The sequence below is a fragment of the Moorena sp. SIO3H5 genome (assembly GCF_010692395.1).
Classification (GTDB): domain Bacteria; phylum Cyanobacteriota; class Cyanobacteriia; order Cyanobacteriales; family Coleofasciculaceae; genus Moorena.
On the sequence record NZ_JAAHHS010000071.1, the window covers coordinates 1 to 26181 of the forward strand.

At 44.3% G+C, this 26181-nt stretch carries 27 protein-coding genes and 2 pseudogenes; 18 read left to right on the forward strand and 11 right to left on the reverse strand.

Annotated elements, in window-relative coordinates; genetic code table 11:
- The 8 genes and pseudogenes from F6K52_RS10785 to F6K52_RS10820 all read left to right on the forward strand — a co-directional run.
- Nucleotides 1-441 (forward strand): annotated as a pseudogene (locus F6K52_RS10785) (AMP-binding protein); the annotation flags it as partial.
- 268 nt (nt 442-709) lie between these two features.
- Entirely contained in the window at nt 710-1492 is a 783-nt protein-coding gene (locus F6K52_RS10790) for an aspartyl/asparaginyl beta-hydroxylase domain-containing protein (protein ID WP_293077240.1), read from the forward strand.
- Nucleotides 1479-1682, forward strand: coding sequence for a hypothetical protein (locus tag F6K52_RS10795; RefSeq protein WP_293077243.1), 204 nt, complete (start codon nt 1479-1481; stop codon nt 1680-1682). Before F6K52_RS10790 ends, F6K52_RS10795 begins: the two co-directional genes overlap by 14 nt.
- Nucleotides 1683-1781: 99 nt before the next feature.
- Nucleotides 1782-1988: a hypothetical protein gene (locus F6K52_RS10800; protein WP_293077245.1), complete on the forward strand. Its 207-nt coding sequence runs from the start codon at nt 1782-1784 to the stop codon at nt 1986-1988.
- The gene (locus F6K52_RS10805; protein ID WP_293077247.1) at nt 1985-3493 is read left to right on the forward strand and encodes a GMC family oxidoreductase; all 1509 of its coding nucleotides are present in this window, start codon (nt 1985-1987) and stop codon (nt 3491-3493) included. Before F6K52_RS10800 ends, F6K52_RS10805 begins: the two co-directional genes overlap by 4 nt.
- 1 nt (nt 3494) lies before the next feature.
- The gene (locus F6K52_RS10810; RefSeq protein WP_293077249.1) at nt 3495-4271 is read left to right on the forward strand and encodes an SDR family oxidoreductase; all 777 of its coding nucleotides are present in this window, start codon (nt 3495-3497) and stop codon (nt 4269-4271) included.
- A gap of 180 nt (nt 4272-4451) precedes the next feature.
- Entirely contained in the window at nt 4452-6230 is a 1779-nt protein-coding gene (locus tag F6K52_RS10815) for a fatty acyl-AMP ligase (protein WP_293077251.1), read from the forward strand.
- A gap of 234 nt (nt 6231-6464) precedes the next feature.
- Nucleotides 6465-7868 carry a glycosyltransferase family 2 protein gene (locus F6K52_RS10820; RefSeq protein WP_293077253.1) on the forward strand — a complete coding sequence of 468 codons (1404 nt, stop codon included), beginning with the start codon at nt 6465-6467 and terminating at the stop codon, nt 7866-7868.
- A gap of 14 nt (nt 7869-7882) precedes the next feature.
- Here the strand turns inward: F6K52_RS10820 and hpsO are convergent, their stop codons facing one another.
- Together hpsO and hpsN are read right to left on the reverse strand one after the other, a co-directional pair.
- Complete coding sequence (gene hpsO / locus F6K52_RS10825; RefSeq protein WP_293077255.1) at nt 7883-9055, reverse strand: hormogonium polysaccharide biosynthesis glycosyltransferase HpsO; 1173 nt, start codon at nt 9053-9055, stop codon at nt 7883-7885.
- Between the two features lie 64 nt (nt 9056-9119).
- The gene (hpsN, locus tag F6K52_RS10830; RefSeq protein ID WP_293077257.1) at nt 9120-10109 is read right to left on the reverse strand and encodes a hormogonium polysaccharide biosynthesis glycosyltransferase HpsN; all 990 of its coding nucleotides are present in this window, start codon (nt 10107-10109) and stop codon (nt 9120-9122) included.
- A gap of 287 nt (nt 10110-10396) precedes the next feature.
- Here hpsN and F6K52_RS10835 point away from each other — a divergent pair, with 287 nt between their 5' ends.
- The 3 genes from F6K52_RS10835 (at nt 10397) to F6K52_RS10845 (ending at nt 11438) form a co-directional block, all read left to right on the forward strand.
- Nucleotides 10397-10537: a hypothetical protein gene (locus F6K52_RS10835; protein ID WP_293077259.1), complete on the forward strand. Its 141-nt coding sequence runs from the start codon at nt 10397-10399 to the stop codon at nt 10535-10537.
- 4 nt (nt 10538-10541) lie between these two features.
- Complete coding sequence (locus tag F6K52_RS10840; protein ID WP_293077261.1) at nt 10542-10970, forward strand: DUF29 domain-containing protein; 429 nt, start codon at nt 10542-10544, stop codon at nt 10968-10970.
- Nucleotides 10971-11276: 306 nt separating this feature from the next.
- Entirely contained in the window at nt 11277-11438 is a 162-nt protein-coding gene (locus tag F6K52_RS10845; RefSeq protein ID WP_293077263.1) for an anacyclamide/piricyclamide family prenylated cyclic peptide, read from the forward strand.
- 89 nt (nt 11439-11527) lie between these two features.
- Here the strand turns inward: F6K52_RS10845 and F6K52_RS10850 are convergent, their stop codons facing one another.
- A complete protein-coding gene (locus F6K52_RS10850) occupies nt 11528-12064 on the reverse strand; it encodes a hypothetical protein (protein ID WP_293077265.1) in 537 nt (178 codons plus the stop codon).
- A gap of 5 nt (nt 12065-12069) precedes the next feature.
- Between F6K52_RS10850 and F6K52_RS10855 the strand changes: the two genes are divergently transcribed.
- A complete protein-coding gene (locus F6K52_RS10855; protein WP_293077267.1) occupies nt 12070-12246 on the forward strand; it encodes a hypothetical protein in 177 nt (58 codons plus the stop codon).
- A gap of 32 nt (nt 12247-12278) precedes the next feature.
- On the forward strand, nt 12279-12848 hold the full coding sequence (locus F6K52_RS10860) for a Uma2 family endonuclease (protein ID WP_293077290.1): 570 nt from the start codon (nt 12279-12281) through the stop codon (nt 12846-12848).
- Nucleotides 12849-12971: 123 nt separating this feature from the next.
- On the opposite strand, the gene F6K52_RS10865 is transcribed toward F6K52_RS10860, so the two are convergent.
- Complete coding sequence (locus F6K52_RS10865) at nt 12972-13112, reverse strand: hypothetical protein (protein ID WP_293077269.1); 141 nt, start codon at nt 13110-13112, stop codon at nt 12972-12974.
- Nucleotides 13113-13148: 36 nt separating this feature from the next.
- Between F6K52_RS10865 and F6K52_RS10870 the strand changes: the two are divergent.
- Nucleotides 13149-13598, forward strand: a pseudogene (locus F6K52_RS10870) (DUF29 domain-containing protein).
- 327 nt (nt 13599-13925) lie between these two features.
- Nucleotides 13926-14588, forward strand: coding sequence for a Uma2 family endonuclease (locus F6K52_RS10875; protein ID WP_293077271.1), 663 nt, complete (start codon nt 13926-13928; stop codon nt 14586-14588).
- Nucleotides 14589-14855: 267 nt separating this feature from the next.
- On the opposite strand, the gene F6K52_RS10880 is transcribed toward F6K52_RS10875, so the two are convergent.
- Nucleotides 14856-15761: an aspartoacylase gene (locus tag F6K52_RS10880; protein ID WP_293077292.1), complete on the reverse strand. Its 906-nt coding sequence runs from the start codon at nt 15759-15761 to the stop codon at nt 14856-14858.
- 69 nt (nt 15762-15830) lie between these two features.
- On the opposite strand from F6K52_RS10880, the gene F6K52_RS10885 reads away from it, so the two are divergent.
- Nucleotides 15831-16592 (forward strand): DUF1802 family protein, encoded by a 762-nt coding sequence (locus F6K52_RS10885; protein WP_364417075.1) that lies wholly within the window; start codon nt 15831-15833, stop codon nt 16590-16592.
- A 438-nt stretch (nt 16593-17030) separates the two neighbouring features.
- On the opposite strand, the gene F6K52_RS10890 is transcribed toward F6K52_RS10885, so the two are convergent.
- Nucleotides 17031-17219: a hypothetical protein gene (locus tag F6K52_RS10890; RefSeq protein ID WP_293077273.1), complete on the reverse strand. Its 189-nt coding sequence runs from the start codon at nt 17217-17219 to the stop codon at nt 17031-17033.
- Between the two features lie 424 nt (nt 17220-17643).
- On the opposite strand from F6K52_RS10890, the gene purL reads away from it, so the two are divergent.
- On the forward strand, nt 17644-20208 hold the full coding sequence (gene purL, locus F6K52_RS10895; RefSeq protein WP_293077274.1) for a phosphoribosylformylglycinamidine synthase subunit PurL: 2565 nt from the start codon (nt 17644-17646) through the stop codon (nt 20206-20208).
- A gap of 183 nt (nt 20209-20391) precedes the next feature.
- Here purL and F6K52_RS10900 read toward each other — a convergent pair whose 3' ends face one another.
- The 5 genes from F6K52_RS10900 to F6K52_RS10920 all read right to left on the reverse strand — a co-directional run bounded on the left by F6K52_RS10900 (nt 20392) and on the right by F6K52_RS10920 (nt 25471).
- Nucleotides 20392-20514 carry a hypothetical protein gene (locus tag F6K52_RS10900; protein WP_293077276.1) on the reverse strand — a complete coding sequence of 41 codons (123 nt, stop codon included), beginning with the start codon at nt 20512-20514 and terminating at the stop codon, nt 20392-20394.
- Nucleotides 20515-20847: 333 nt separating this feature from the next.
- A complete protein-coding gene (locus F6K52_RS10905) occupies nt 20848-21387 on the reverse strand; it encodes a hypothetical protein (protein ID WP_293077279.1) in 540 nt (179 codons plus the stop codon).
- Nucleotides 21388-21711: 324 nt separating this feature from the next.
- Nucleotides 21712-22839: a 4-hydroxyphenylpyruvate dioxygenase gene (gene hppD / locus F6K52_RS10910; RefSeq protein WP_293077282.1), complete on the reverse strand. Its 1128-nt coding sequence runs from the start codon at nt 22837-22839 to the stop codon at nt 21712-21714.
- Between the two features lie 128 nt (nt 22840-22967).
- Nucleotides 22968-24563 carry a mechanosensitive ion channel domain-containing protein gene (locus F6K52_RS10915; protein ID WP_293077284.1) on the reverse strand — a complete coding sequence of 532 codons (1596 nt, stop codon included), beginning with the start codon at nt 24561-24563 and terminating at the stop codon, nt 22968-22970.
- Nucleotides 24560-25471, reverse strand: a complete 912-nt coding sequence (locus tag F6K52_RS10920; protein ID WP_293077286.1) for a DUF3365 domain-containing protein — start codon at nt 25469-25471, stop codon at nt 24560-24562. Before F6K52_RS10920 ends, F6K52_RS10915 begins: the two co-directional genes overlap by 4 nt.
- 564 nt (nt 25472-26035) lie before the next feature.
- Between F6K52_RS10920 and F6K52_RS10925 the strand changes: the two genes are divergently transcribed.
- Entirely contained in the window at nt 26036-26179 is a 144-nt protein-coding gene (locus F6K52_RS10925) for a hypothetical protein (RefSeq protein WP_293077288.1), read from the forward strand.
- Nucleotides 26180-26181: the final 2 nt, after the last annotated feature.

Below are 26181 nucleotides of genomic sequence, written 5' to 3' on the forward strand. Positions count from 1 at the left end.
TGTCGCCTCAAAGAATTGATGATCCTCTGGGGCAACAACCGCTATCCCCAACATATTGAAGCAACTGTTGAGAAGAGTCATCCAGCCCTGCGACCCAACGCTAGTGCCGCGTTTTCCGTAGATTTAGACGGGGAAGAACGATTAGTTATTGCTCAAGAGATCAAGCGGAGTTACCTGAGACACTTAGTGGTTGATGAAGTAGTGGCAGCGATTCGTCAAGCAGTAGCCCAAGAGCATATTGCTGATGTTTATGGCATTGTGCTGCTGAAAACCGGAAGTATTCCCAAGACCTCTAGTGGCAAGATTAAACGTCGGGAATGTCGGCTGCGATTTCTTGATGACACTTTAGAGGCAGTAGGTCAATGGCGACAGAGTCAACTTCAACAGCGTAGTATTACCGATCTGTTGAGTCAGTTGAATGTTGCTTCATCAGAATCCTAACGTTGTTATTGGGTCAGCTTAAGCGCGTAGCGCAATCGGTGATGCGCGCTTAAGCAATCCAGTGGCAGACACGGGGGTTTCCACTGACTGCTGACTACTGACTGCTGAATGCTTAAGTTATTGGAATTATTAAATGTGTGAAAGATTACCAATCACCAGTGACTAATTCCGACCATCACTAGGAATTTATTAATTTTTTTAGCAACCAGTAAAAAAAATAATTAGGTATGGTAACATATCCCTCTAAGCGCAGCTAAAATAATTAACCATGAAACGTTCTTTAGACGCTCTTAAGGAAAAAGCAAAGGAAAAAGCTAGGGATTTCCTGATATATGGTATTGGTAGACCACTTATCTACAAGTTGGAAAAGCTAATGACTAATTATTCATTAATTGGTAATTCAACATTCTTTGATCCTTACCAATTTGATTGGGTGCCCGAGTTAGAATCCCAATGGATGACGATTCGCCAAGAGCTAGAGCAAGTCTTGAAATATAGAGATACTCTACCCAACTTCCAAGATATTTCCCCAGACCAAGCCGAGTATATCAGCACAGATAATGGTTGGAAAACCTATGGCTTTTATGGCTATGGAATCAAAGTTAAACAAAATTGTGAAAAATGTCCGGAAACTACTCGTATAATTGAAAAAATTCCTGGCATGAAAACGGCATTTTTTTCAATCCTATTACCAGGTAAGCATATCCCTGAACATAGGGGACCTTATAAAGGGGTGATCAGATGTCTTCTAGGAGTACGTGTTCCTGAACCGAAGGAAAATTGTCGGATTCGTGTTGGTAACGACATTCGCTATTGGGAAGAAGGGAAAACAATGATGTTTGATGATAGCTTCCGCCATGAGGTATGGAATGAAACCGATGGGATGCGGGTGGTTTTATTTCTAGATATTGTTAGACCCCTCGGTTTTCCTGCTTCATGGATTAATCTATTATTTATTAAACTAATTGCTTGGTCACCCTTCGTTCAAGAGGCTATGGCTAATCAGAAAAAATGGGAAGAACGTTTAGATAAGGTGTTTGCTCGACAATGAAGCAATAGGGAATCGGGAATCGGGAATCGGGAATCGGGAATCGGGAATAGCGATGCATCGCTTTTATCATACTTGCTGCATCAAGACTGCAGAGGTACAAAGAATTTTTCCCTTTTCTTTACTGCTCCCTACTCCGTTCGCGTTTGGCCGTAGGCCAGGCTACGGGAAAGCGCAGCGTCGTCTTTGCTGAAAGCGTGACCCATGGCCTTAGTCCCTGCTCCCTAAAAAACCCCAAGGGCGTAAGTACCTCACCGAATTGATAAATTTTATAGGTATCCGTGTAGGAATTGTGATAATTTTTGTTCCCTGTTCCCTGTTCCCTATTCCCTGTTCCCGATTCCCTACTCCCTACTCCCGTCTTGATGCAGTCGCTCATGGGGGAAACCCCCAAGACCGCGCTGCATCGCTACTCCCTGCTCCCTGCTCCCTGCTCCCTGCTCCCTACTCCCTGTTCCCGATTCCCTACTCCCTACTCCCTGTTCCCTTTACGGTATGACAAACGATTTTGATGCCATCATCATTGGTAGCGGAGCTGGTGGAGGAACTGTTGCGTTAGCGCTAGCTAAAGCTGGTAAGCAGGTTTTACTGGTTGAGCGTGGTAACCGATTCATTGACAGTGAGCCTTACCAGGACGAGCAACGAATGCTGATCGACATGGCAGCTTTTGATGACCGCACCATCGAGGTTAATGGGCGTAATACCCGATTGTTTATTGGCGGAATTCTTGGTGGTGGGACTTCTCTGTATGGTGCAGTGTTGATGCGTCCGAGCCGCAATGATTTCCATCCTGGCAAGTACTATAGTGAATGGCTACCACGTCACCTCTGGGATTGGCCAATTACTTATGATCAACTCTCCCCCTATTTCGATCAGGCCGAGTCATTATTCCATGTTGCTGGAGATGATCCTAATAAAATCCTCCATCTAGAAACACCAGCTCACAGCTATCCAGCCAAGACTCCTCCCCTTGAGCCGATCAATCAGAAATTGGAGCGGGGGATTGAGAAAGCTGGATTTACTCCCTTCCACTTACCCCTGGGCATAGACTTTAACCATTGCCTTCGCTGTCCTAAATGTCCAGGCTACTACTGCCCCAATGAGTCTCGTGCTTCGACATTGGTATGTGCTATTGATGAAGCCGTCAGCAATTACCATCTCCAGCTAAAAACGAATACAGAAGCAGAGTGCTTGGTTACCAACCCTCAGGGTAAGGTGGTTGGTGTAAAACTTCGCTGGCGCGATAGTGGTACAATCGAAACGCTAAAAGCTAAAACCTATATTGTAGCAGCTGGAGCTATCGGTAGCCCAGTAATACTGATCAAATCTGGCTTAACTGGTCGTAGTGGTCAGGTTGGCAGAAATTATATGTACCATTGTGGTGCTTTGGCCGCTGGGTTGTTTACCAAACCTACCGGTGGCGCAGATACCTTCATCAAGCAGTTAGGCTTCACGGATCTTTATTTTGGTTCAGGGGATTTTCCCCATAAGCTCGGGTATTCCCAAACCGTGCCAATCCCTGGGCATCTGAGCATACAAGAAAATTTACCAGTACCGATTCCAGATGCGATCGCAAAATTCCTACTCAAACGGATACTGGCGATGACAGGTTTTGTCGAAGACTTACCCCAACCCGAAAATAGGGTAGAAGTTAGCAACACAGGAGCGATCCATCTAGTCCACAAATTTCATCCTTACGATATTTACCGCTCCCGTTACTATATGCGCCAGCTCAAGAAAGTGATGAGCAATGCCGGGGTAGTATTTATGTTTGGTGCCACCGGGGATAAAGATGATCGTCATACAGCCCATCAAGTGGGCACCACACGTTTTGGAACCGATCCCAAAACATCAGTGCTTGACCCATACTGCCGTTTGCACGATCATGACAATGTATTTGTTGTGGATGGTGGATTTATGCCAACCTCGTTGGGGGTTAGTCCTGGTTTAACCATTGTAGCTAATGCACTGCGAGTGGCAGATTATATTAAGGAGACTTGTTAACATGAAAACTGTTGTAATCACAGGAATTTCCGGCACCCTCGGCAGTGCGTTAGGTCAAGAGTACATCAATCGTGGTTGGCAAGTAGTTGGCGTCACCCGTCAAGAAAACCTCGAAGGTAACTTTTTCAATACATTGTGTGTGTCTCAACAACAAACCCTTGAGGATGCCCAAAAGTTGCTTGAGTATGACCCCGATGTGATTATCCTGAATGCAGGACAAATCGAAACTGAGGTAGGGGATGGAGGAGTGCCACTGGTTGAGATAGTAGAATCGATGAATCGTGTTAACTACAGTTGGCCAGCATTGGTAGCCCTGGAAGCAGCCAAGCTAAAGCGCGAGCGACCCCTGGATGTGGTTGCTATTGGTTCGATTGCAGATGGTAGCCCTTCTTGTTTTGGTCCAGTCTATCATTCTGGTAAAATCGCTTTGCACTATTACTGGTCAGGTGTTGGACCAATCGTTTACCACGCCAGCAATAATCAAATTCGCATGAGGCTTTACCGTCCTGGTGTGATCAGCGGTCCCTTGGCTTGGGCACCAGTGAACCGTCTCAATGAAAAAGGTTATAAAATCCGAGCCAACCGAGTCAATTCTGCTCCTCCTGCTGAAAAAGTGGCTAATACAATCGCCAGCTGGATTGAGAAAAACAAAGAATGGGTGGGAACTTATGATGAGCCTTTTAGCTTTAAAATATTCAAATACCTGTTTGCTTTGTTCCCCAATTTATTTTACAAACTACAGTTGTTTGGATGGCCTCGGGGCAGCAAATTTGTGTAACTAGGAAATAGGGAATTTCCTCCAAGAGTGTGGGTGTAAACATTAAGCTATCAGCTATCAGCTAAAGGCCGTTGGCCACGCTTCGCGAACAGCTATCAGCCAAAGACGAAAGCCAAAGGCTGAGAGCATATGGGCTACGCGCATATGCTGAAAAAGTTAATAAGTTTTTTTGTGTAAAAGGTGTCAGAAAATATTCTCCAAGCAGCCACGTTAGTTGATATCCTGCGCTATAGAGCAGTTAACCAGCCAGATGCGATCGCATATACCTTTTTGGTGGATGGAGAAACCGAACGGGTCACTCTGAGTTACCAACAGTTGGAGCAACAAGCCCAAGCGATCGCGTTTCACCTGCAATCAATATATTCCCCAGGAGAAACTGCCCTACTCCTTTATCCTCCTGGTCTAGACTATATTTGTGCATTTTTCGGGTGTTTGTACGCTGGGGTTGTAGCTGTGCCCGCTTATCCTCCTAGACCCAATCGCTCCCTTGTCCGTGTTCAGGGAATTGTCAAGGATTCCCAGGCAAGGATAGCCCTAACTACCCAAGCAATCCTGTCTAATTTAGAGCGCCGGTTTACTCAGGCTCCAGAACTTAAGACACTGCAGTGGGTAGCCACAGAAAACATCAACCGCAACTTAGCTCAATCATGGCAGCAACCAGCTATAGATGGTAGCACCCTGGCTTTTCTACAATACACCTCTGGTTCAACTGCTCAGCCGAAGGGAGTAATGATTAGCCACAGCAATCTAGTCCATAATTCAGCTGCTATCTATAAGTATTTTGAGCACACTGACCACAGCAGTGTGGTGAGTTGGTTACCGATGTACCATGACATGGGTCTGATTGGTGGCATCCTCCAACCTCTATACGGCGGTTTTCCAGCTACACTGATGTCCCCGTTGATGTTTTTGCAAAGTCCAATCCGCTGGTTAAAAGCGATTTCCCACTATCGAGCCACCAGCAGTGGCGGACCAAACTTTGCTTACGACTTATGCGTACGGAAAATCAAACCAGAACAACTAACAAACTTGGATTTGAGTAGTTGGGATATTGCCTTTAACGGAGCTGAGCCAATTAACTCCGCTATCTTGGAGCGGTTTGCCACTAAATTTGAGTCCTGTGGCTTCCGCCGAGAAGCATTCTACCCTTGCTATGGCATGGCTGAAGCTACCTTAATGGTTTCTGGTGGTCTCAAAAGCGTTCCAATTGTCTTAAAAACAGTTGAGGGGGCAGCACTAGAGCAAAATCACGTTGTGCCAGCTAGTCTTGAACAAGAAGATAGCCTTACCTTAGTAGGCTGTGGTCAAAGTCTGCCAGACCAGCAGATTGTAATTGTCCATCCTGAAACCTTAACCCCATGTGACCCAGGAAAAGTCGGAGAAATCTGGGTTTCAGGACCAAGCATTGCCCAAGGTTACTGGAATCAAGCGGCAGCAACACAACAGAACTTTGGCGTAACTCTAGCATCGATGGGGGAGGAGTCATTTATGCGTACCGGTGACTTGGGATTCATGCTCGACGGTGAATTATTTATTACTGGTCGTCTCAAGGATCTGATCATTATCAATGGTCGTAACCACTATCCCCAAGATATTGAATGGACCGTAGAAAACACTCACTCCTTGCTCAGACCGACCTGTTCGGCAGGATTTTCAGTTAATATTGCTGGTGAGGAACAGTTAGTGGTGATTGCTGAGGTAGAACGTAGCTATTGGAAATCGACTCGGCTAGCTGCTTCTGATCCTGGTAATGGAGCGAAAGACCATGCCCTTGATACCAAAGGGTTAATCCGGTTAATCCGACGAGCAGTATTACAACATCACGATTTGCAGGTTCATACTGCTCTATTGCTCAAACCAGGTACTATTCCCAAGACATCTAGTGGTAAGATTCAGCGTCATGCCTGTCGCCAGAGTTTTATAGCGGGAACTCTAGCTGTTATTAATGATAGGGATTAGCTTTGAGGCTTGAAGCTTGAGACACGCTTAAGCTAAAAGATAACCCTATTGAAAATAGTCGATAGCAATCCAAGTAAAAGTTAACAAATGTTTCTATTCCCTATTACCTGGACACCCCAGATGAGATGTTGTGTCCTAAACTATACCTTCCTTGATAGAAATTAACAATTTTGTAACACTTTCGGATAGAATAAGGCATTAGTGGCCTTCGTTGGTAGTTGCAGTAAATAGCTTATGTCGGAGAATTCCTGGTCAGAAAAAGCGCCAAGCCAAGAGCTGAACCAACTTGGCTCTATGCTGTCTAACTTGTCAGAGGAAGAGTTTGAAACTACCTTATTTTTCCAGGGACTAGAAGGACGCCGACGCAAAGCAGCTTTAGTTTTAACCATAGTGTGGTGCATGACAATAGCACTGCATTTGGTGTCTTGGGGGATCTGGGTGAGCTTGAGCTTAACAACGATCTTAGGAATTCATTGCCTACGATTCTTGCTGGCTAAACCGTTAAAAACCCCTCAACCCTCTTTAGATGAAGAGAAAGACGATTTTCCCTTTGTGTCTCTGCTAGTAGCAGCAAAAAATGAAGAAAGTGTCATCAGTAATTTAGTTCAGTCTCTGTGTCAATTAGACTACCCCAAAAATCAGTATGAACTGTGGGTAATTGACGATTACAGTACTGACCAAACACCAGAAATCTTAGATAAGTTAGCAGCAACATACGACCAGTTGAAGGTACTGCACCGGAGTGCTAATGCCGGAGGAGGGAAATCAGGAGCACTAAATCAGGTACTGGGTTTAACTAAAGGGGAGATTGTAGCAGTATTTGATGCAGATGCTAAAGTTCCCAAAGATATGCTGCAGCGGGTGTTGCCCTTATTTAATAACCCGCGAGTGGGTGCAGTGCAGGTCAGAAAAGCGATCGCAAATGCACCACTGAATTTTTGGACACGAGGGCAAATGGCAGAAATGGCTCTCGACAGTTATTTCCAACAGCAACGTATAGCAGTGGGTGGGATTGGTGAATTGCGGGGCAATGGTCAGTTTGTCCGACGTTCCGCACTACAGCGTTGCGGTGCCTGGAATGAAGAAACTATCACCGACGACTTAGATTTAACTATTCGCCTACACCTTGATCAGTGGGATATTGGCTTTCTCAATTACCCGCCAGTAGAAGAAGAAGGAGTCACCAGTGCGATCGCACTCTGGCATCAACGGAACCGTTGGGCAGAAGGAGGGTACCAGCGCTATCTCGATTACTGGCGTTTAATTGTAAGTAACCGCCTAGGTTTGCGGAAAACTCTAGATTTATTTACCTACTTGGTCCTCCAGTACTTTTTGCCCACTGCTGCTGTACCAGACTGTTTGATGGCTATTGCCCGTAACCGTCTACCTATTTTTAGTCCCATTACTTGTCTAACTGTCACCGTATCAGTGATTAGCATGTTTGTCGGGCTGCGCCGCACCAATCAATATCGACGATTACGTGTTTCTAGCCTGTTGGTTCCTCTGTTGCAGACCTTGAGGGGAAACCTTTATCTATTGCACTGGATGCTCGTGATGGCTGCTACTACCGCTCGGATGTCTGTGCGTCCTAAACGGTTGAAATGGGTGAAAACAGTCCATAGAGGTAGGAATGAATAATGAAGAATTAAGAATTAATTCTTCATTAATTTCTGATAAAAATCCAACAGCTGTTTAGCTAACGCCTTATTCGTATACTGCTCCATTGCCCGTGCATAACCCAAATCTCCTAATTTTTCAGCCAACTCTGGTTGCTTGATTAGCTGCTGTAAACAATGTCGTAACTCCGACTCATCTTTTTCAGGAAACACCAACCCAGCATCCCCAATCACATAGGGAATTTCTCCAGAATCGGAACCAATTACTGGTACTTTAGATGCCATCGCCTCAATCAGCACATGACCAAACTGTTCCTTCCAACCTACACTAGTTAAGGTTTTAAAGTTGTAATTAGTCTCTGATGGTAGCACCAGAGTATTCATCACATTAATATAACGAGGTACCTCGTCATGGGGAACACTCTCAATCCAAATTAACTTGTCTTTAATTCCCCATTCTGCCGCCTTTTCCATCAATATCGGCTTGAGGGGACCACGGCCTAGCAGCAAGCATTTCCACTCCATCCCAGATAAACCGGCTAGGGCTTTACCTAAAGTCAGTAATCCCTTCTCTTCTACAAACCGTCCCACAAATCCCACCACAAACTCATTGGGTTGAATTCCCAACTGCTGTTTTAGCTCTGGCTGAGCTTGGGGACTAAATAGGCTTTCATCTATCCCCAATTGGGGCATTACTTTAGCTGGTCCGTTATAACCATGTTGTCGCAGGATTTCTACCCCATCCTGATTCCCACAAATCAGTCCATCGGTATGACCCAGGTTATACCCTTCCAACACAGAGACCGGAAATTTTACTTGGTAGGGCAGATTCCACCAAGTAAAAAATAGGTTTTTTGCCTTCAGTCCCAATAGCTTATTCAGGGTAATAAACTGAGCATAACCTAATGCCTTAGCTCCCTGTTCCACTTGAATAATTTCGGGTTGAAACTGTTTTAATAAAGGGATAATATCTAGCCCAAAGGTCAGCAGTCCCTGATTATTTTCACTAAAGTTAGATACTGGTACGACCCGAAATGAACCTTCCTCACGGGGTTGGGTTTCAATGATGCGATTTTGGACACCACCAGGACGCCAGCGCCGGGGAACGACAACAGTTACCTCAATGTTAGGTTCTAACTGAGCGAGTGTTCGTAACTTCTCGCAGTTAAGGTCAACAATATACGAGTGGCTAGCAACTAAGATTTTCATGGGTAATTTTTTGACAGTTAACGGTTAAAGATTGTTCGCCTTTATAAGGTTTAACTGGTTAACGTTAACTTGTGAGATTGTCTAGTCGAGTATAAATTTGACCATCATCCCAAATAGATTTAATCCGTGTACCAAGTGCTTTTAAAAATCCCAACATGTAGAAACCAGCGCGGCTAATAATTTTGATCGGGGAACCACTTTTATTACAAGGAGGATTCCCTAAGACGTGGCAATCAAATAGACGACCAAAGAGCCGTAGCTGTTCACTAAGGGTAAGGTTTTTCATCCCCATCAGGAAATGGTTGTGATAAAAGGTCAACTGATACTCAAGCGATCGCGTACTAATATCATGACACCCCCCAGTTTCTTCCCCTAAATGGACTAAACAAGCATCTGGGTCATACCAAATTTGATAACCAGTGCGGCGAAATCGCAAACAAAAATCCGACTCCTCACGAACCGCACTGCCCCGGAACTGTTCATCAAAGTGCAGCCCGTACTTGGTAAAAATTTCCCGGCGGAAAGACATATTGCAGCCTCGGGCTGATATCACCCGTTGAGGCTTCACGGTATGGACTAAGTCTATGTAATACCATGCAATGCCAGGGTCCATGGCCTCCTTAGGCAAGTCTTCAATGGTGTAAGAGGGAGTAGGGGTATCTACTGCTGCTCCTTTCTCTGCTAACTTCATCCGGTCAAATACTCGTCCTGCTACTGCCCCAATCTCTGGGGATTGTTCATAGTTACGAGCGTGAGCAGTTAAATACCCCGGTGGCATCTTGATATCATCATCGATAAACACAATAATGTCCCCGGATGCTCGCCTTACCCCATAATTTCTTGCCCCAGGTAAACTCGCCCAATCAACCCGCAACCAGCGAATCTTTCCAGTATTAGCTAGCTGCTCTAAATAGGATTGAATTTCTGGTTTGTGGGTTCGAGTTTGATCAACAACCAGTACTTCAAAAGCAGGGTAGTCTTGCTTCAGGACATCTTCTAGGGTATCCCGCAAAGGGTCTTCCCGTCCGTAAGTAGGGATAATTACAGAAATCATCGTCCGTCGTTGTTGTGAGTACTTTGTCCTTAAGCATTTAACGAATGCCGACAATCGATAACAGTTTAACTAACATGCTATCCTTGGTCATCCGTGGTTTTATGGAAAATTTTAGAATTCTTAAGCTAATAGGTAAAACCAACAGATCTACCCATTGAAGCGTGACTCGCATCTGCCAATCCTTGAGAGATAGACTAAAAAAGTTCTGGCTGGTGGGCAGTGGCTGATCATAGCTTCACCTTCCCTGGCCAAGTTCTTTGGTAGCCACTTCCCACCCTACGATTCCATTGATACCTGTTGAGTTCCTGTTTGGTGGGCAGTGGCTGATCATAGCTTCACCTTCCCTGGCCAAGTTCTTTGGTAGCCACTTCCCACCCTACGATTCTACTCCCGATTCCCTAAAACTCGGAAATAACATGAGTATCTAAAATAATGAAACCATACACATCTTATGACACTGACTACTATCAATGGATAAACGAAACGGTAGAAAATCTCCGAAACCGTAATTTTAGTGAAGTGGACTGGGAGAATTTAATTGAAGAAATTGAAAGCATGGGTAAAAGTGAAAAACGGGCATTATTGAGTCTTTTAAACCGTCTTTTAGAACACCTGCTGAAACTAGCTTATTGGAAGTCTGAACAAGAAAAAAATAGGAATCATTGGGCGGCTGAAGTGGTTAACTTTCGCGCTCAAATTAAAACTATTATTGAGGATAGTCCTAGCCTTCGTCCTCAACTGGAAAATTTCTACAACAAAGCCTATCCCAGTGCTGTAAAATCTGTTTCTAAACTGTTTGTACTTCCTCCAGAAGCGGATATTTATCTCACACAAGCTTTGGATGACGATTGGTTTCCCTAACGGTTTGCGTTTTAATTACATAGTTATTTTTGCAGTGGCTGATGATAGCTTCACGGCTGCTAGCCAATTTCAGGCAACAGCCACTGCCCACCCTACGATTAATCTACTAAATTCTAAATTCGCGCATTCTAAATTCTAACTTCCCATCACCCCATCACCCCATCACCCCATCACCCCATCAGCCGACTCCCGACTCCCGACTCCCGACTCCCGACGTAACAAAACGTAAAAAAAAACTTATTGACACAGGGTGAGCCAACTCAATAAGCTAAACCACAGAAAGTTTAATTCTATGGAGATGAAACCATGCCCAAGAAAAAACTAACCCCCAAGCAGACTGCTCCTGTTTCTCGTAACGGGGTGGCAAGGCAAAATGAGGAGTCAGTCTCCGAGTCTCTCTCCCAGTACTGTGCAGCCCAAATTTCTAATGGCTATTTCATTCCTTTTGCAGGAGACGACGCGGAGTAGTCCCCTAAATTTACAACCATCTGATCAAAACGTCAAAACCCCTTTTTGATATCGGATGGCGCACGATTTGCGCGGGGTTTATTGGCGAGCTACCTGTGCCCCGTTCCTCGTTTTAGGTAACCACGGGGGGCGTGCTTGGCGGGCAGAGGTCCTGCCAGAAGGTTGAGTGGCACTGGAAACCTAGGTCTGACGGTCGAGAAGCTTGCTACCCCAGTGGTATTGTGGAGCAGGCTTCTTTTTGGCTTTATATCTTTGGCAGAAGCCTTGATATCAGAGGCGGCATGAATAGGAGTGGGGTGGGCATGCTGCCTGCCATGAATATTGATAACCGGCAAGATGCAGATTCCAAGGGAGGAAACAGGCAAGATGCCTGTTCCACGACAAGATGCCGGTTCCACCCACTGGGTCAAACAGCAATAATTAGATGCACCCTGAAGATGGAAGCGATCGCTGAAAGCGGGGCGTTTCGCCAAAGCCGTTCGCTGAAAGCGTGGCCTTTGGCGAAACGCCCATCGCCTTTGGCGTGGCCTACGGCCAATCGCATCTGAAACATGCATGACAGGGGGAGATGGGGAGATGGTGACATGGGGAGGGAAATTAATCGTAGGGTGGGCAGTGGCTAGCAAGGGAATTGGCCAACAGCCGTAAAGCTATCATCAGCCACTGCCCACCAGCTGCCCACCAGAATCGGGTATCAGCGTGTAGCTTAGGTTTCGTAAATAAACCCAAGATTTCTACTGGCTTTGTTGGGTTTCACTCCCTGTTTCCAGATCCGCTGTTCCCTGTTCCCTTTGCTAAAGTAAGGTAGAGGGAACACTATTGGCTAAGGTGGTCAATCTGATGGTAGAACTGACCCATAAATTTAAAAGCTTTGACGAGTATTTATTATACAATGATAACTCTGAAAACTTCTATGAGTTATTTAATGGAGAGTTAATTGAAATACCTCCAGAGTCTGGAGTTAATATTGAAATTGCTACGTTTTTATTGATTAGGTTTTCTTTACTTGTAGGTCATCGTAGAGTCAGAGGGCAAGGATTAGAATTAGAAGTTAGAGGTGAACCGAAAAACCGTTATCCGGATTTGACCATTATCCGAGAAGAGCATATTCAACAATTATCAAAGCGAAATACCATTCGCCTGTCGATGTCACCGCCTTTATTAGTGGTTGAAGTGGTTAGCCCGGGAGAATTACAACGAGAGCGAGACTATATTGCCAAAAGAATCCAATATCAGGATTGTGCTATTCCTGAATACTGGATTGTGGATCCAGAAACTAAAACTATCCTGGTCTTAGAACTGAAGGGTAATACTTATACAGAAGTGGGTAGCTTTTCCGGTGATGAGTTAGTGTTATCTCCTGGATTTAAGGATATTAATTTGAAAGTATCGGCAGTTTTTGATATATAGCAATTATTACTTGGGTGAGTTACAAATTATTGGGTTTTAGGGAATTGGTAATCGGGAATCGGGAATCGGGAATCGGGAATCGGTAGTCGGTAGTCTAATTAAGCTATAGGAAAAACGCTATAATTAATTAATAAGAGTTTGATCAGCAATAAAATTCTCTATTCTCCCCATCTCCTCATCTCCATCTCCCCATCTCCCCATCTCCCCACTCTTCCCACTCTTTCCCTGTTCCCTGTTCCCTGTTCCCTGTTCCCTAAAACCCATAACTTTTTAGGTCACCGAATTTAAAATCGCTATACTATGAGTAGCTTAAATTTAAAAAATCTCTACGAAATTGATGATGACCAATGGCTAGAAGAAACCATTAAGCTACTGAAAAATAAAGAATTTAATCAACTAGATTGGGATAACTTAATTGAGGAGTTAGAGGATTTGGGGAGAGAGAAGAAAAATGCTGTAGCTAGCCTTTTATAACAAGTTATCCGTCATTTATTATTACTGCACTATTGGACAACTGAATCTGAATATAATGCAGTTCACTGGCAAGGGGAGATCTATAACTTCCGAATTCAACTCAAACGAAAACTGACTACTAATCTCCGTAATTATCTAAATGATGAACTAAGTTCTATCTATAACGATGCCCTAGGATTTGTTAAGATAAAAACTCAGAATTCCATAACTTTTCCTTCAGAATGTCCCTACTGTCTTGACGAATTACTGGATATCGAATGGTTGCCGAAGGAATAAATCAGTTTTCAATAGTCGGGAATACGGATTAGAATGCGCGAATTTAGAATGCGCGAATTTAGAATTGGGAATCGGGAATCGGGAATCGGGAATCGGGAATCGGTATTCTACTTAAGCTACAAGCAAAACGCTATAATTAGTAATTATCAATTAATCAGAGTTTGATCAGCAATAAAATTCTCTATTCTCCCCATCTCCCCATCTCCCCATCTCCCCATCTCCTTATCTCCCCATCTCCCTATCTCCCTATCTCCCCATCTCCCCAAACTTCCCACACTTTCCCTGTTCCCTATTCCATATTAAATAACAAATAAAGTAGAGCCGAAAATGATCACATCAACTGCCACAATTACTCGGGACTCCACTATTCCTCCTTTAGAAAATGGGGATCAACTAACCCTTGCGGAATTTGAGCGTCGCTATTCTGCTATGGCTGATTTAAAAAAAGCCGAATTAATTGAAGGAATTGTTTACATGGCATCTCCTGTACGAGCCAAAAAACATGGCAAACCCCATTCTCGGATTATGACATGGTTAGGAACCTATGAAGCAAGTAGGCCAGGAGTAGAAACACTGGATAACACAACTGTGCGGCTGAATGATGATAACGAAGTGCAGCCTGATGCGTTATTGAGAATAGAACAAGATGGACAATCAATTATTACTGAGGATGATTATGTAGAAGGTGCGCCGGAGTTAATTGTTGAAATTGCGGCTAGCAGTGTTTCTATTGATTTACACAAAAAATTAAACGTTTATCGCCGTAATGGGGTACAAGAGTATTTGGTATGGCGAGTTGATGATGGTGAATTTGATTGGTTTCGGTTAACTGAAGGGGAATATACTCAACTGGAACCCAATCCTGAGGGCATACTTTGTTCAGAAATTTTCCCGGGATTATGGTTAGATAAAGCTGCATTATTAGCCGGAAACTTAGCCAAAGTTTTAGAAATATTGCAGCAGGGATTAAAGAGTCAAGTTAGGGAGTAGGGAGTAGGGAGTAGGGAGTAGGGAGTAGGGAATACGGATTAGAATTTAGAATGCGCGAATTTAGAATTTAGAATTGGGAGTCAGGAATCGGGATTCTACTTAAGCTATAGGCAAAACGCTATAATTATGAATTAACAAGAGTTTGATCAGCAATAAAATTCTGTATTCTCCCCATCTCCCTATCTCCCCATCTCCCCATCTCCCCATCTCCCCATCACCCTATCTCCCCATTTCTTTCCCGATTCCCGATTCCCGATTCCCGATTCCCTACTCCCTAACTATCTCTTTTTTAGTCAAACACATTGCTACTCCTTTTTCATAGTAAGCAACTTCATTAATAAATACTGGCCAAACCGTGGCTTCTTCTTCATAGTAAATTGTAGTGCCATCGAAGGTAAGAAACATGGGGTCACCAGGATTGAGTTCTTGATAATCTCTGCCCTGGAGCTGAGGATGAATCATACCTTCTAGTTCACCAGCTTCGTTTCTGGGATAGTCAACTACTTTGAAATAGTGATAAATGGTTAGAGGATAAGTTTTTAATAATAGTTTACTGTTATTATAGTCTTCAATATAATCTAACGTGGCGTGAATTAAGGCTTCAGTTTTTTGAAAAATATCGCCCTTAAGACTAGCTGGTGCAATGGGACCAACTTCAATAGAACACCCGAAATTACATAGAGAGTTTACAAAAGTATTTTCTCTACCTGTTTCAATGGAACTTAAAACCCTAACTAAGGGGTCCAGGGAACTCAGATAAGCAGCGAGTTGTAAATTAAAGGGGTCGTTGTTGACGAGAATGATCGTAAACCCCATATTAGCACTGGTACTGTGCAAATCTAGAATAAAATCTACCTGGGAATTGCCTTTTGGCCCTAGGGTTTGAGCCATCTCTTTGGCTCTGGTTTGTTCTAGGAAAGAAAGCTCAGGATTTTCCAGGTCACGTTTAGCAAAGCAGCGGTTTAAGTCTGTATCAATATATCTCCTGGCGGCTTTAAAGGCTTGGTGATTACCTATTCTTGTCAAGGTTTTAAAACTAGGTCTAGTAATTAATTCTGGAAACTTCTCAAATTTTTTGACTAGGTATACACCAGTAAATTCATTGCCGTGGGTTCCTCCTACAATGGCGAATTTGTTAATAGTTTTACGATTGTTTGCTTCAGAATTACTCATGGGTGGTTGGTATAGCAAAGGGAACAGGGAATCGGGAATCGGGAATCGGGAGTGTGGGGAGATGGGGAGATGGGGAGATGGGGAGATGGGGAGATGGTACATTCAATTGTCTTACCCCGACTCCCGACTCTCGACTCCCGACTCCCTACTGCCTACTGCCTACTTCCTACTCCCTATTCCCTACTGAGAGTAATCTTGGCATCCTATCCTAGGAAAACGCAAACATTTTATTGTGATCAGAAAATTTCGATTACTAAATTTATGCTCTCAACTACTACCCATGCCCTGAAAGAATGGGCTGTTGCGGTTGATGCCTTAGAAGCAGGCAAAACAATTATGCTGTTACGCAAAGGCGGTATTCGTGAACAGGGCAACTGCTTCAGTGTCGCTCACCACCAGGTTTTACTCTACCCTACCTATGAGCATCAAAAGCCTAATTTGCTTAAACCTGACTATGCGGGAGTTGTGAAACCTGTGCCCTCAGGTTGGCATCCGGAAACTGTTCGGATTGGTAGCTGGGCGTCTATTACTGATATTTTGCCAGTAACGGAGCAATCCACTGTTGCTGCTCTGCTACCCTATCATATTTGGAATGAACAATTTGCCAGTGAGCGCTTGAAGTGGAAGCCACGTCAACCTTTATATGTACTGCTTTTGCGCACTTATCAGTTACCTGAGCCTGTGATCACTCCCTACCACCAAGAGTACGGAGGCTGTCGCTCATGGATTGATTTAGTTGAACCGATTTCTTACCAGGGAGTTGTACCGGTTTGGAATGATCGGGAGTATATCGAACAAGTTAGAGAAATTCGTAGTCTGATCCAGGATTGATACTTTCTCTTTCCACCATCTCCCCATCTCCCCCATCTCCCCATCTACTTTCTTTGAATGCAACTCGGTATGACTGGGAGGTGAATTAATATTTCATACATTTCACTTTTTGTCAAGTACAATTGATTCAAAATTAAAGGAAATTACCCTAGTATAATTTGTCTCTAAAAGCTTTGTGAGGTTGACTCTGGATCAGACAATTAAGTCTTTGTTAATACCCTAGTAATTTCCTGTTAATCGGGAATTTACTCGCTAAAATGCAGGCAATAGTAATTAGTCCGCTCGTTGTAATGGTGATGGCATCTAGGATAGACCGCCAGTTCCTAGCCCTGTCCCTAGTCGTTGAGGAGAGGGGAAAATCTGCTAGTAGCAGAACTCGCCTTAACACCATTGCCGAACGGGCAAAGTGGGATGGAGTTAGGAAACCTCGAGAACAGCTTAATAGGTCTGTCCTATTTCATATCCTTCTAGGTAAACTGGACTGTCGCTAGCTTCGGTTTGTCTTTCCAGACCGGCTAGGAGTCCTTGATTGAATAAAACGTATTCGATTGTGTTTGGACTATAGGAATTGTATTGATAAACTAGGGTGGATACAGAGTAGGCTATATGATCAAAATTTCTAGACATAATGGGTTTGCCTCCAATAGATAGATTAATAGTGCTTATTGATAGAGCTGCGGTTTTAGGGGTGATAAGATTGTAAGTTGCAGCTATGCTTACAGAGTAATACGGGGAATATATCCGAGACATTACCCACGTGGGTGATTTTATTGTGGCAAAGGAATTGGTAAGGTAAGCCACAGTTTGCCGTAGTAAGTAGTTAGCGCTAAGCAGTCAGCGCTAAGCAGTCAGCACTCAGCCTTTGGCCAATAGCCACTCAAGTAGCTTGTGCGTAGCGCTAATCGCTGATAGCTGATAGCTGATAGCTGATACGCCATGTTCCTTTGGAACCGCTTCGCGAACGCAAAAATCCAAAGGAGTCGAAGAAGTCTAGCTATTGATAGCAATAACTCTATAAAATAATTTCTGTGCCGTTTGCGCCCAGAGTGATATGCCGACTAATTCCTCGACCTCCTTTTCCCCAGAAGAGATTGCTGCTGAAGGGTTAACCCCTTCTGAATATGAAGAAATTGTCCAGCGCCTAGGGCGTCATCCCAATAAAGCTGAACTGGGAATGTTCGGTGTGATGTGGTCGGAACATTGCTGCTACAAGAACTCCCGTCCTCTACTCAAGCAATTTCCCACAGAAGGCAAACGTATTCTACTCGGTCCTGGAGAAAATGCTGGTGTTGTAGACTTGGGTGATGGGCTACAACTGGCCTTTAAAATTGAATCCCACAATCACCCCTCAGCGGTAGAACCGTTTCAAGGAGCTGCTACCGGAGTAGGGGGGATTCTACGGGATATTTTTACCATGGGAGCTCGCCCCATTGCGGTCTTGAACTCTCTGCGCTTTGGGACTTTGGATAATGCCAACACTAGACGATTGTTTAATGGGGTAGTAGCAGGAATCAGTCACTATGGCAATTGCGTTGGTGTCCCTACAGTAGGGGGAGAAGTTTACTTTGACCGGGCATACACTGGTAATCCCTTAGTCAATGTTATGGCTCTGGGACTGATGGAAACTCCGGAAATTGTTACCTCTGGAGCCTCTGGGGTTGGAAATCCTGTGCTCTATGTCGGGTCTACTACCGGTAGAGATGGCATGGGAGGGGCAAGTTTTGCTAGTGCGGAACTGACGGATCAATCCCTAGATGACCGTCCAGCGGTGCAAGTGGGGGACCCGTTTCTAGAAAAGTCTCTCATTGAAGCCTGTCTTGAGGCATTTCAAACCGGTGCGGTAGTAGCTGCTCAAGATATGGGAGCGGCTGGCATAACCTGTTCGACTTCAGAAATGGCAGCTAAAGGAGGCTTGGGTATTGAGTTCGATTTAGACCTGGTGCCAGCGCGAGAAACCGGTATGGTGCCTTATGAATACCTGCTGTCGGAATCCCAAGAACGAATGCTGTTTGTTGCCCACAAGGGTCGAGAACAAGAACTGATAGATGTTTTCCACCGTTGGGGACTCCATGCTGTGGTAGCAGGTACGGTAATCGAAGAACCTTTGGTGAGGATTTTGTTCCAAGGAGAGGTAGCAGCAGAAATCCCAGCTACTGCTCTAGCCGATAATACTCCAATTTATCAGCGCGAGCTATTGACAGAACCACCAGACTATGCATTGAAGGCTTGGGAATGGGATGGGGAATCCCTCCCTCCCTGTAATGTTACAGGTATTGAGATTAACGGCAAACATCACACTTGGAATGACATCCTAGGTCAACTCCTAGATACTCCTACTATTGCCTCGAAACGTTGGGTTTATCGGCAGTACGACCACCAAGTCCAGAACAATACCTTAATTCTGCCAGGAAATGCTGATGCTGCGGTGATTCGGTTACGCCCACAAGGGTTGAATGTTGAAAGGTTGAAGGTTGAAAGGTTGAATGTTGACAGGTTGAATGTTGAACCTTCAACTGAAACTAACCTTCAACCTGAAACCAACTTTCAACCTGAAACCAACCTTCAACCTACTAACCTTAAACCTGAAACCAACCTTAAACCTACTAACCTTCAACCTACCAACCTTCAACCTGCTAACCTTCGATCTGTAACCTCTAATGCTGGTGTGGCGGCAACGGTCGATTGTAACTCCCGTTATGTTTATCTTGACCCCTATGAAGGGGCAAAAGCTGTGGTAGCAGAAGCAGCACGGAATCTCAGCTGTGTGGGTGCAGAACCTTTGGCCGTGACGGATAATCTGAATTTTGGTTCTCCAGAAAAGCCTGTGGGTTACTGGCAACTGGCTTCGGCTTGTGCAGGAATAGCAGAGGCTTGCCGGGAAATGGGCACTCCTGTGACTGGGGGGAATGTTTCCTTGTATAACGAAACCATTGATAGTGAGGGGAATCCTCAGTCGATTTACCCTACCCCAGTGGTAGGGATGGTGGGATTAATTGCTGATATTACTAAAACCTGTGGTCAAGGTTGGCAAGCTGAAGGGGATTTAATCTATTTATTAGGATTGGGGACTAAATACTGGGACAATAGTCAATCCCAAACTAAATCCCAAATTACATTAGGCGCTTCGGAGTATCTGGCAACGATTCATGGCATGGTTGCGGGTAAGCCACCAGTAGTGGATTTTGATTTAGAGCGTCGTGTCCAAACCGTAACGCGAGAGGGTATCGGTCAAGGTTGGGTAAATTCTGCTCATGACTGTGCTGAAGGGGGATTAGTAGTTGCTTTGGCTGAATCCTGTATCGCAGGTAAGTTGGGGGCAGACATTACTCTAGGCGATAGCTCCGAGTCGCTAGACCTACGCTGGGATCAGGTGCTATTTGGTGAGGGGGGGAGTCGGATTCTGGTTTCTGTGAGTCCTCAACAGCAAACAAGTTGGGAATCTTATCTAAAAGAACAGTTAGGGGATGAGGAATATTGGCAACAACTGGGTGTTGTTCAAGGGGAAAATGCTGGTTTACGAGTACTGGCGGGAAATGGTCAGTCTGTGATTGAGGTGACAGTTCAGGAGATGTGTGATTGTTGGGAGAATGGGATTGAAAGGCGTTTGAGAGTTTAGGAGGGAATCGGTAATCGGGAATCGGGACAAAATCCTGTGTACGTTATTATTATGAGAACCGGTGAGCGCGATGTTTCTTTGCAACCGCTTTGCGATTGACCTTTGGTCACGCTACGCGATCGCGATCTTTAAAAACCTTAAGCAGGAATTGGCTGGATAGTTATTGGCTGAGAAGAGCTTTGATTAAGCAATCCGTGTAGGAATTGAGATAATTTTGATCAGAAGTTCCCTGCTCCCTGCTCCCTGTTCCCTGTTCCCGTCTTGATGCAGTCGCTCATGGGGGAAACCCCCAAGACCGCGCTGCATCGCTGTTCCCTGTTCCCTGTTCCCTTTTCTATATGGATAATGATATTGTTTTGTTTCTAGCTACTGTTGGTCTACTGATCCTGTATCTGGTATTTTCTGCCCTAACTGAGATGGGTACCAAGTTTCCTTGGAAGAAATAGTTGATGGGTTTTCCCAAGTGGTATAGGAAATAATGTGGGGATCCCTTGTGGTGTAAGAACCCCAGGAGTAACGAAATGACAAGAGGTTTATCCAGTCTTATTGAGTTCTACATCTATTGGACAATAAAATTTGGTCATCTCTGAACGTCGAATTAGAGCCATGGAAAATAGCTGAGATTAATACGGTTAAAATTTAATAGGAACCCCAAAAGTGATTTCCCGGAGATTTTGGATTATCACTGCGGAAAAATTCATCCATCAAGGTGAAAAGCTCTTCCTGAGAGATATGTCCATCACTATTCAAATCGAGGTGACAAAAATTTTCCCTTGCCCAACTAGCATCAACACCATAGGCACTGACCAAATCTACATACTCTTGCTGACTAATTTCTCCATTGTCATCTTCATCAAGTAAAGCAAAAAAGACATCACATTGCAATTGAATAAGGGGTTCATAGGCATCTGAGTGAATCAGATTGTCGTAATAGTTAAACCATTCCTCAAGGGTGATTTCTGCATCGCTGTTTTGATCAGCTAAACTCAAGTTATTCCACATGGACACCAAGATAGAACGCAGATAAGCATATTGCCAAGAATTAGGTTTTAGCCCTCGTGAAATAGACAGTTTATTCAAAATCAGATGAAAATCATCTTGGTTAAGAGTTCCACCTGAATCGGCATCGATATTATTGAATAATGTTTTTAATTTCCTTTGTTGTAATGCGGTTAACATTTCAAACTCACCTTTGATGACACTTTATGGTTTTTGAGTTTAAGATGAGGAACTCATTAGTCTAAACAGTTTCCTTGGAAACCACTTTGTTTGCCTTAGCTTGACCTATAGAGTACAGGACTTAGCGCGCCCGGAGTTTTGACTCAGACGATACCTTGCCACTCTTACTTCCAATGATTCTCTGGTCTAGAAAAGTAAGGTTTGTCACTACACAGAGAATTCTACCGGATACTTGATATTGGTGACAAATTAAAAGCTAAGGCATTTTGTCAATACCTCCAAGTAGAGAAATTTACCTTGATTATGATTAACGTAAGCATATGCTTACCTTGATAAACTTCCTCGCTTGTTCTGTTCCCGCTCGATGGCTTCAAATAAAGCACGAAAATTCCCTTCTCCAAAGCCCTTGGCCTGAAAGCGGCGCTCAATGATTTCAAAAAAGAAAGTAGGCTTGCCAAAAATTGGCTTGGTGAAGGTTTGAAGTAACAAAGCTTGGGGAAACTCTTGCTGCCAATCTACTAAAATTTGTCTGCTAGCAATTTCTTCCCATTCTGCTGGTGGTAAAGGTAAATTAGAGCCTCCTGGTCTTTGCCGCAACTGGCTGTAGTAGCTGGAAGGAACTTCAATAAACGGCAAACCTCGACCACGGAGTTGCGCGATCGCTTCTACTATATTGCTAGTTCTAAGAGCAATATGCTGGATTCCTGGTCCACCATTGAAATCTATAAATTCCTGAATCTGGGAATTAGCAGAGGTTGGTTCATTGATCGGCAACTGGACTTCACCAGTGGGATCAACCATGACCTGAGAGTATAAACCAGACTGTTGTGTTTTAATAGAAAATAGTTGTTGTGGGCAAAATCCCAGCACGTGTTGATACCAATTTACTGCCCGCTCTAACTCACCAACCGCTACATTAAGTACTACATGATCAATGGTGGTGAACATGCTCTGAGGATTGTTATTGCCTTGGTTTGCCTCTCTACTGAGGGAGGGTAGGTTACCATCAGCAGTTTTCGTGATCCAGTTCAACTGAGCCGGGAAAAAGGATTCCTCACAGATGCCATCCCGCTCGACGAGGGTATGAACCAGAGAACCCCAGGAGGGGATTCTACTCCACTTGAGCCGTCCCTGTCTTTGCAATTGCTCCTGGGGTAGTTGTACCACTTGGTTTCCCTGAGCGGACGCATTCTCAATCACCGCTTCCAGGTCTTCTACTAGAAAAGCGATGTCAGCCACCCCAGGAGGATGTAGACGCAAAAACTCAGCAATAGGACTTGCTGATGTCAGAGGTGAAGAGATAAGAAACGTGATTGAGCCACTTTTTACAACTTCTGTGTAGGTATGGTAACTACTGCCACTGGCGACCCGTTGAAAGCCAAGAGTGTGGACTAACCAATCAGAAAAAACTGTAGCATCTTCAACATAGAAATGAACATGATCAATTTTCATGGTTAAATCCAGTTCAAGAGATTGTAATCTTTGTAATTTTGCTCTTGTTAGAAGATTAAACCAATTTGCAGTAGGTAAAAGAGGATTACAGATATTTTACATATCTGAGTGGGTAAGTCATGGCATTTTCAGCTGAAGCGAAGCTTCATCGCATCTGCTGGTAATATCTCTAAGGCAGACATCTGCATTGTTCCAGCCAGATAGTTGCTCTGATGCTTAGCAACTTGCTGGCTCAAGGGATCTAGGAGTGTGTGATCGTCCCGTAACGCTTCAGTAAGAGACTCCTGAGTGATGACCAGAATCTCAGTCTCCATGGCAGCAGTGATGGTAACCTTAGGCAAGGGTTTACCTAAGAAAAGAGTCATCTCACCAAAGAAGTCTCCGGCTTGTAACTGTTCCACAGGAAATTGAGGGGAGTACTTGAGGAATTCCTGGCGTTGCTCAAGATCGTGAATTTCTGCTGCTAAGAGTTGGTATAGCCAGTACAGAGATGATGTCTGCTGTGCCGCCTCATGGGCTACAGAAAAAGCAGTAGGACCGATGTAGTGAGCTAGCTGATAAGCGAGCCTTTCAATCACCTGTTGATCTAATGGAGTAGGGGGTTGGGCTTTCGGTCTATGACTGAATGCTTTGACTGTAGTCTTGCCCAAGGTCATAACCACCTGTTGCTCTACCTCTAGGCAGCCTTTAACTACTATAAACATAGCGTCTTGGGGCAGATTTTTGCTACTGAGAGTTTCACCAGCATCAAATAGTAGAGGCTTGGCACATTCGATCAGGATTTTCTGGGCCCCAAGGCTGAAGTGGCGGAAGAATTCAATGGAGCTGAGGAGTTTTAGGTGCTGCTTGTGGGAGGGGATAATATACCTAGGACTTAATCCTTCACGGCGTAACCCATACCAGACTCGGCGTAAGAGTTCGCGATCGGTGTGTAGCGGAGCAAGGTTGTAGTTTTTAGGAAAGTAGAAAAGTTTGTAAGTGATAAACAGCCCTGGATCCGCCAAGTCATATTCCCACATCCTGACTTGAATTGGTTTATCAAGGTTAATGTTAGGGTGGGGCTGATTCAGGACTGCTCCATAGGCAGCATCAATGACTTGTTGGGGAGGAGAAGCAGCAGGAACTAAAAATTCCACAGAGCGCATCACTGGTTGTACCGTGGATGTCTTAGTGGGAATCACCGTAAGTAAGTCATCTGACATTAACCCATTAGGAATGTAAGTCATTTCACCAGTACACCGACGTATCGCTATCGAGCGCCAGGTGATCGACTCGATTACGCCCTCTACATCACGGATAATCACTCGGTCACCAATTTGAAAGGGTTGGTCAATGCGTAGGGCTACCCCTGAAAAGAAATTACCTAAAGTAGACTGTAGAGCAAAGCCGATCACTGCTGTGATTAATGCTGAGGTGGTAAAGAAGGCTGCAATGTTTTCCCCGAGTATTCCTAATATCAAAACCGAGCAAACTGCATAGAGTAATAGGGAAATAACTAGCTTGAGCAAGGCTGAGGGTTGTTTACCTTGGGAGCGGGCAAACCAAACATCAACTACCACAAAGGAAACAAAATTAACGACTACAATACTACCGCAGACCAATACCGTAATTTGTAGGTACTTCACTATCGAGTCTGATACCAGGTCTGGGTTGCTACGCACAAAGGTATAGGCTAAAAGCAAAAGACCGGTGAGGCCGAGAATACTTAAGTTTTTTGCAGTCATTTAGTTTGAGAGATATCGTCAGAGTGACTTGAGGGTAAGTTGCAGTTTGATAGGGCTTTACTCAAGCTGATCAGCAATCTATTGATGGATTGGCTGAGCTTGCCAATTTCATCAGAGCGACCATCTGGTAATTGTGAACCTTCCACCTTTCTGAGGCTGATTTGCTCCACCAAGTGAGCAATGCTGTTGAGGGGATTAACTACCCAGCGCCTGACGATTAGACTGACTGTGGTGTAAGCGATTAAGAAAATGCTGGCTAGGAGCAATAAGAATGAAAAAATAGCCTGTCGCGCTTGTTTCTCCGGCATTGACGTAGGCACAGAGAGCAACCTGATCCCAACAATCTCATTGAGCTTCCAATCAAAGCCCCTGGCATCACCATAGGTTTTAATCAAGGCTGGGGGAGCATCGTCTGGCTTGCCGTGACATTGCAAACAGCTTTGGGACTTAATCTGGATCGGTTGGGCAACGTAGACACTTTTGAGTCCTTGCTTGGTAGAGCGCTGCCCAATAATTTCCTTGAGATTGGGGTGAGTGATAAATTCTCGAATCAGCTCCACTTGCCATCCCTCAGCCAGATCTTTGAGGTTGGTGGGGTTAAGGGCCCGCTCAGCATAGGTATAGCCATCATATTGCTGGTTCAGACCCTTGAACAATTGTTGAGCGGCATAGGAGGGCACAGTTTGGGGAAGGAACTCTTCTGTTTCTACTTCTCGCAGCAACGGTCGAACTTGATCAGTAGTGTAATCCCTAGCCGCCACTGCTGTAGTCAACAGCACTTCCGCAGTATGAACAACTTCCTTACGAGCATGTTGCTGCTCTACAGCATAGGTGATCAACCCAGCTATGATCCAGCCGCATAAGAAAATGACTAGTATGACTAATTCCAGTCTTGTTTGTAGTTTCATCCTTAAAGGTATAGGAAAGGGAGCAGGGAGCAGGGAGCAGGGAGCAGGGAGCAGGGAGCAGGTTAGTAGGTTTTATCGTTATTTTAGTTAAAGTTAATCCTATAGACTTCAGTATTTTCCCTAATATGTTGATTAATATAGTGGTTTTTACTTGGGTAGTTTACACAATTTTTATAATTAAGAATTGAGAAGTAATAATTAATAATTTAGAATTAATAATTTAGAATGCCAGTGGGGTGTCTGTGAGACAGATGCAAGGACAAAAAGGATTAGTTGACATATCGCGCTTTTTGTAAAGTACAATTTATACTAAAAAAAAGCGACTACACTGATTTGTTTCAATCACCATAAATTGGCAAGACCCTTAATTCTAGCCCAAACACAAAATTGGGTGCATCTCAATGCATGCTGTTTAACGTGGTGGTGCGTTACAGGATGGACTGTTCCAATACTGGCTCATGGGAAAATCAGCTGCCTGTAGGGTGGGCAAAACCTTGCCCACCCTACCCATGGATTCTGTGCGTAAGTCCTACATAAGAGAAATATATAACGGTTTTTAGTATAATGAGGTACACAAATTTTTACCTCTTCCGACTTCCGACTTCCGACTTCCGACTTCCGACTTCCGACTTCCCTCTTCCCTGCTCCCTGCTCCCTATTCCCTATTCCCTATTCCCTGCTCCCTGCTCCCTGCTCCCTGTTCCCTAAAA

What these genes read in the sequence shown, in the direction of transcription:
- F6K52_RS10790 (WP_293077240.1), top strand. Translation starts at nt 710, where the DNA reads ATGAAACGTTCTTTAGACGCTCTTAAGGAAAAAGCAAAGGAAAAAGCT.
- F6K52_RS10805 (WP_293077247.1), top strand. Translation starts at nt 1,985, where the DNA reads ATGACAAACGATTTTGATGCCATCATCATTGGTAGCGGAGCTGGTGGA.
- F6K52_RS10810 (WP_293077249.1), top strand. Translation starts at nt 3,495, where the DNA reads ATGAAAACTGTTGTAATCACAGGAATTTCCGGCACCCTCGGCAGTGCG.
- F6K52_RS10820 (WP_293077253.1), top strand. Translation starts at nt 6,465, where the DNA reads ATGTCGGAGAATTCCTGGTCAGAAAAAGCGCCAAGCCAAGAGCTGAAC.
- hpsO (WP_293077255.1), bottom strand. Translation starts at nt 9,055, where the DNA reads ATGAAAATCTTAGTTGCTAGCCACTCGTATATTGTTGACCTTAACTGC.
- hpsN (WP_293077257.1), bottom strand. Translation starts at nt 10,109, where the DNA reads ATGATTTCTGTAATTATCCCTACTTACGGACGGGAAGACCCTTTGCGG.
- F6K52_RS10840 (WP_293077261.1), top strand. Translation starts at nt 10,542, where the DNA reads ATGAAACCATACACATCTTATGACACTGACTACTATCAATGGATAAAC.
- F6K52_RS10845 (WP_293077263.1), top strand. Translation starts at nt 11,277, where the DNA reads ATGCCCAAGAAAAAACTAACCCCCAAGCAGACTGCTCCTGTTTCTCGT.
- F6K52_RS10860 (WP_293077290.1), top strand. Translation starts at nt 12,279, where the DNA reads ATGGTAGAACTGACCCATAAATTTAAAAGCTTTGACGAGTATTTATTA.
- F6K52_RS10865 (WP_293077269.1), bottom strand. Translation starts at nt 13,112, where the DNA reads ATGGGTTTTAGGGAACAGGGAACAGGGAACAGGGAACAGGGAAAGAGT.
- F6K52_RS10875 (WP_293077271.1), top strand. Translation starts at nt 13,926, where the DNA reads ATGATCACATCAACTGCCACAATTACTCGGGACTCCACTATTCCTCCT.
- F6K52_RS10880 (WP_293077292.1), bottom strand. Translation starts at nt 15,761, where the DNA reads ATGAGTAATTCTGAAGCAAACAATCGTAAAACTATTAACAAATTCGCC.
- F6K52_RS10885 (WP_364417075.1), top strand. Translation starts at nt 15,831, where the DNA reads ATGGGGAGATGGGGAGATGGGGAGATGGTACATTCAATTGTCTTACCC.
- F6K52_RS10890 (WP_293077273.1), bottom strand. Translation starts at nt 17,219, where the DNA reads ATGTCTAGAAATTTTGATCATATAGCCTACTCTGTATCCACCCTAGTT.
- purL (WP_293077274.1), top strand. Translation starts at nt 17,644, where the DNA reads ATGCCGACTAATTCCTCGACCTCCTTTTCCCCAGAAGAGATTGCTGCT.
- F6K52_RS10900 (WP_293077276.1), bottom strand. Translation starts at nt 20,514, where the DNA reads ATGCAGCGCGGTCTTGGGGGTTTCCCCCATGAGCGACTGCATCAAGAC.
- F6K52_RS10905 (WP_293077279.1), bottom strand. Translation starts at nt 21,387, where the DNA reads ATGTTAACCGCATTACAACAAAGGAAATTAAAAACATTATTCAATAAT.
- hppD (WP_293077282.1), bottom strand. Translation starts at nt 22,839, where the DNA reads ATGAAAATTGATCATGTTCATTTCTATGTTGAAGATGCTACAGTTTTT.
- F6K52_RS10915 (WP_293077284.1), bottom strand. Translation starts at nt 24,563, where the DNA reads ATGACTGCAAAAAACTTAAGTATTCTCGGCCTCACCGGTCTTTTGCTT.
- F6K52_RS10920 (WP_293077286.1), bottom strand. Translation starts at nt 25,471, where the DNA reads ATGAAACTACAAACAAGACTGGAATTAGTCATACTAGTCATTTTCTTA.
- F6K52_RS10925 (WP_293077288.1), top strand. Translation starts at nt 26,036, where the DNA reads ATGAGGTACACAAATTTTTACCTCTTCCGACTTCCGACTTCCGACTTC.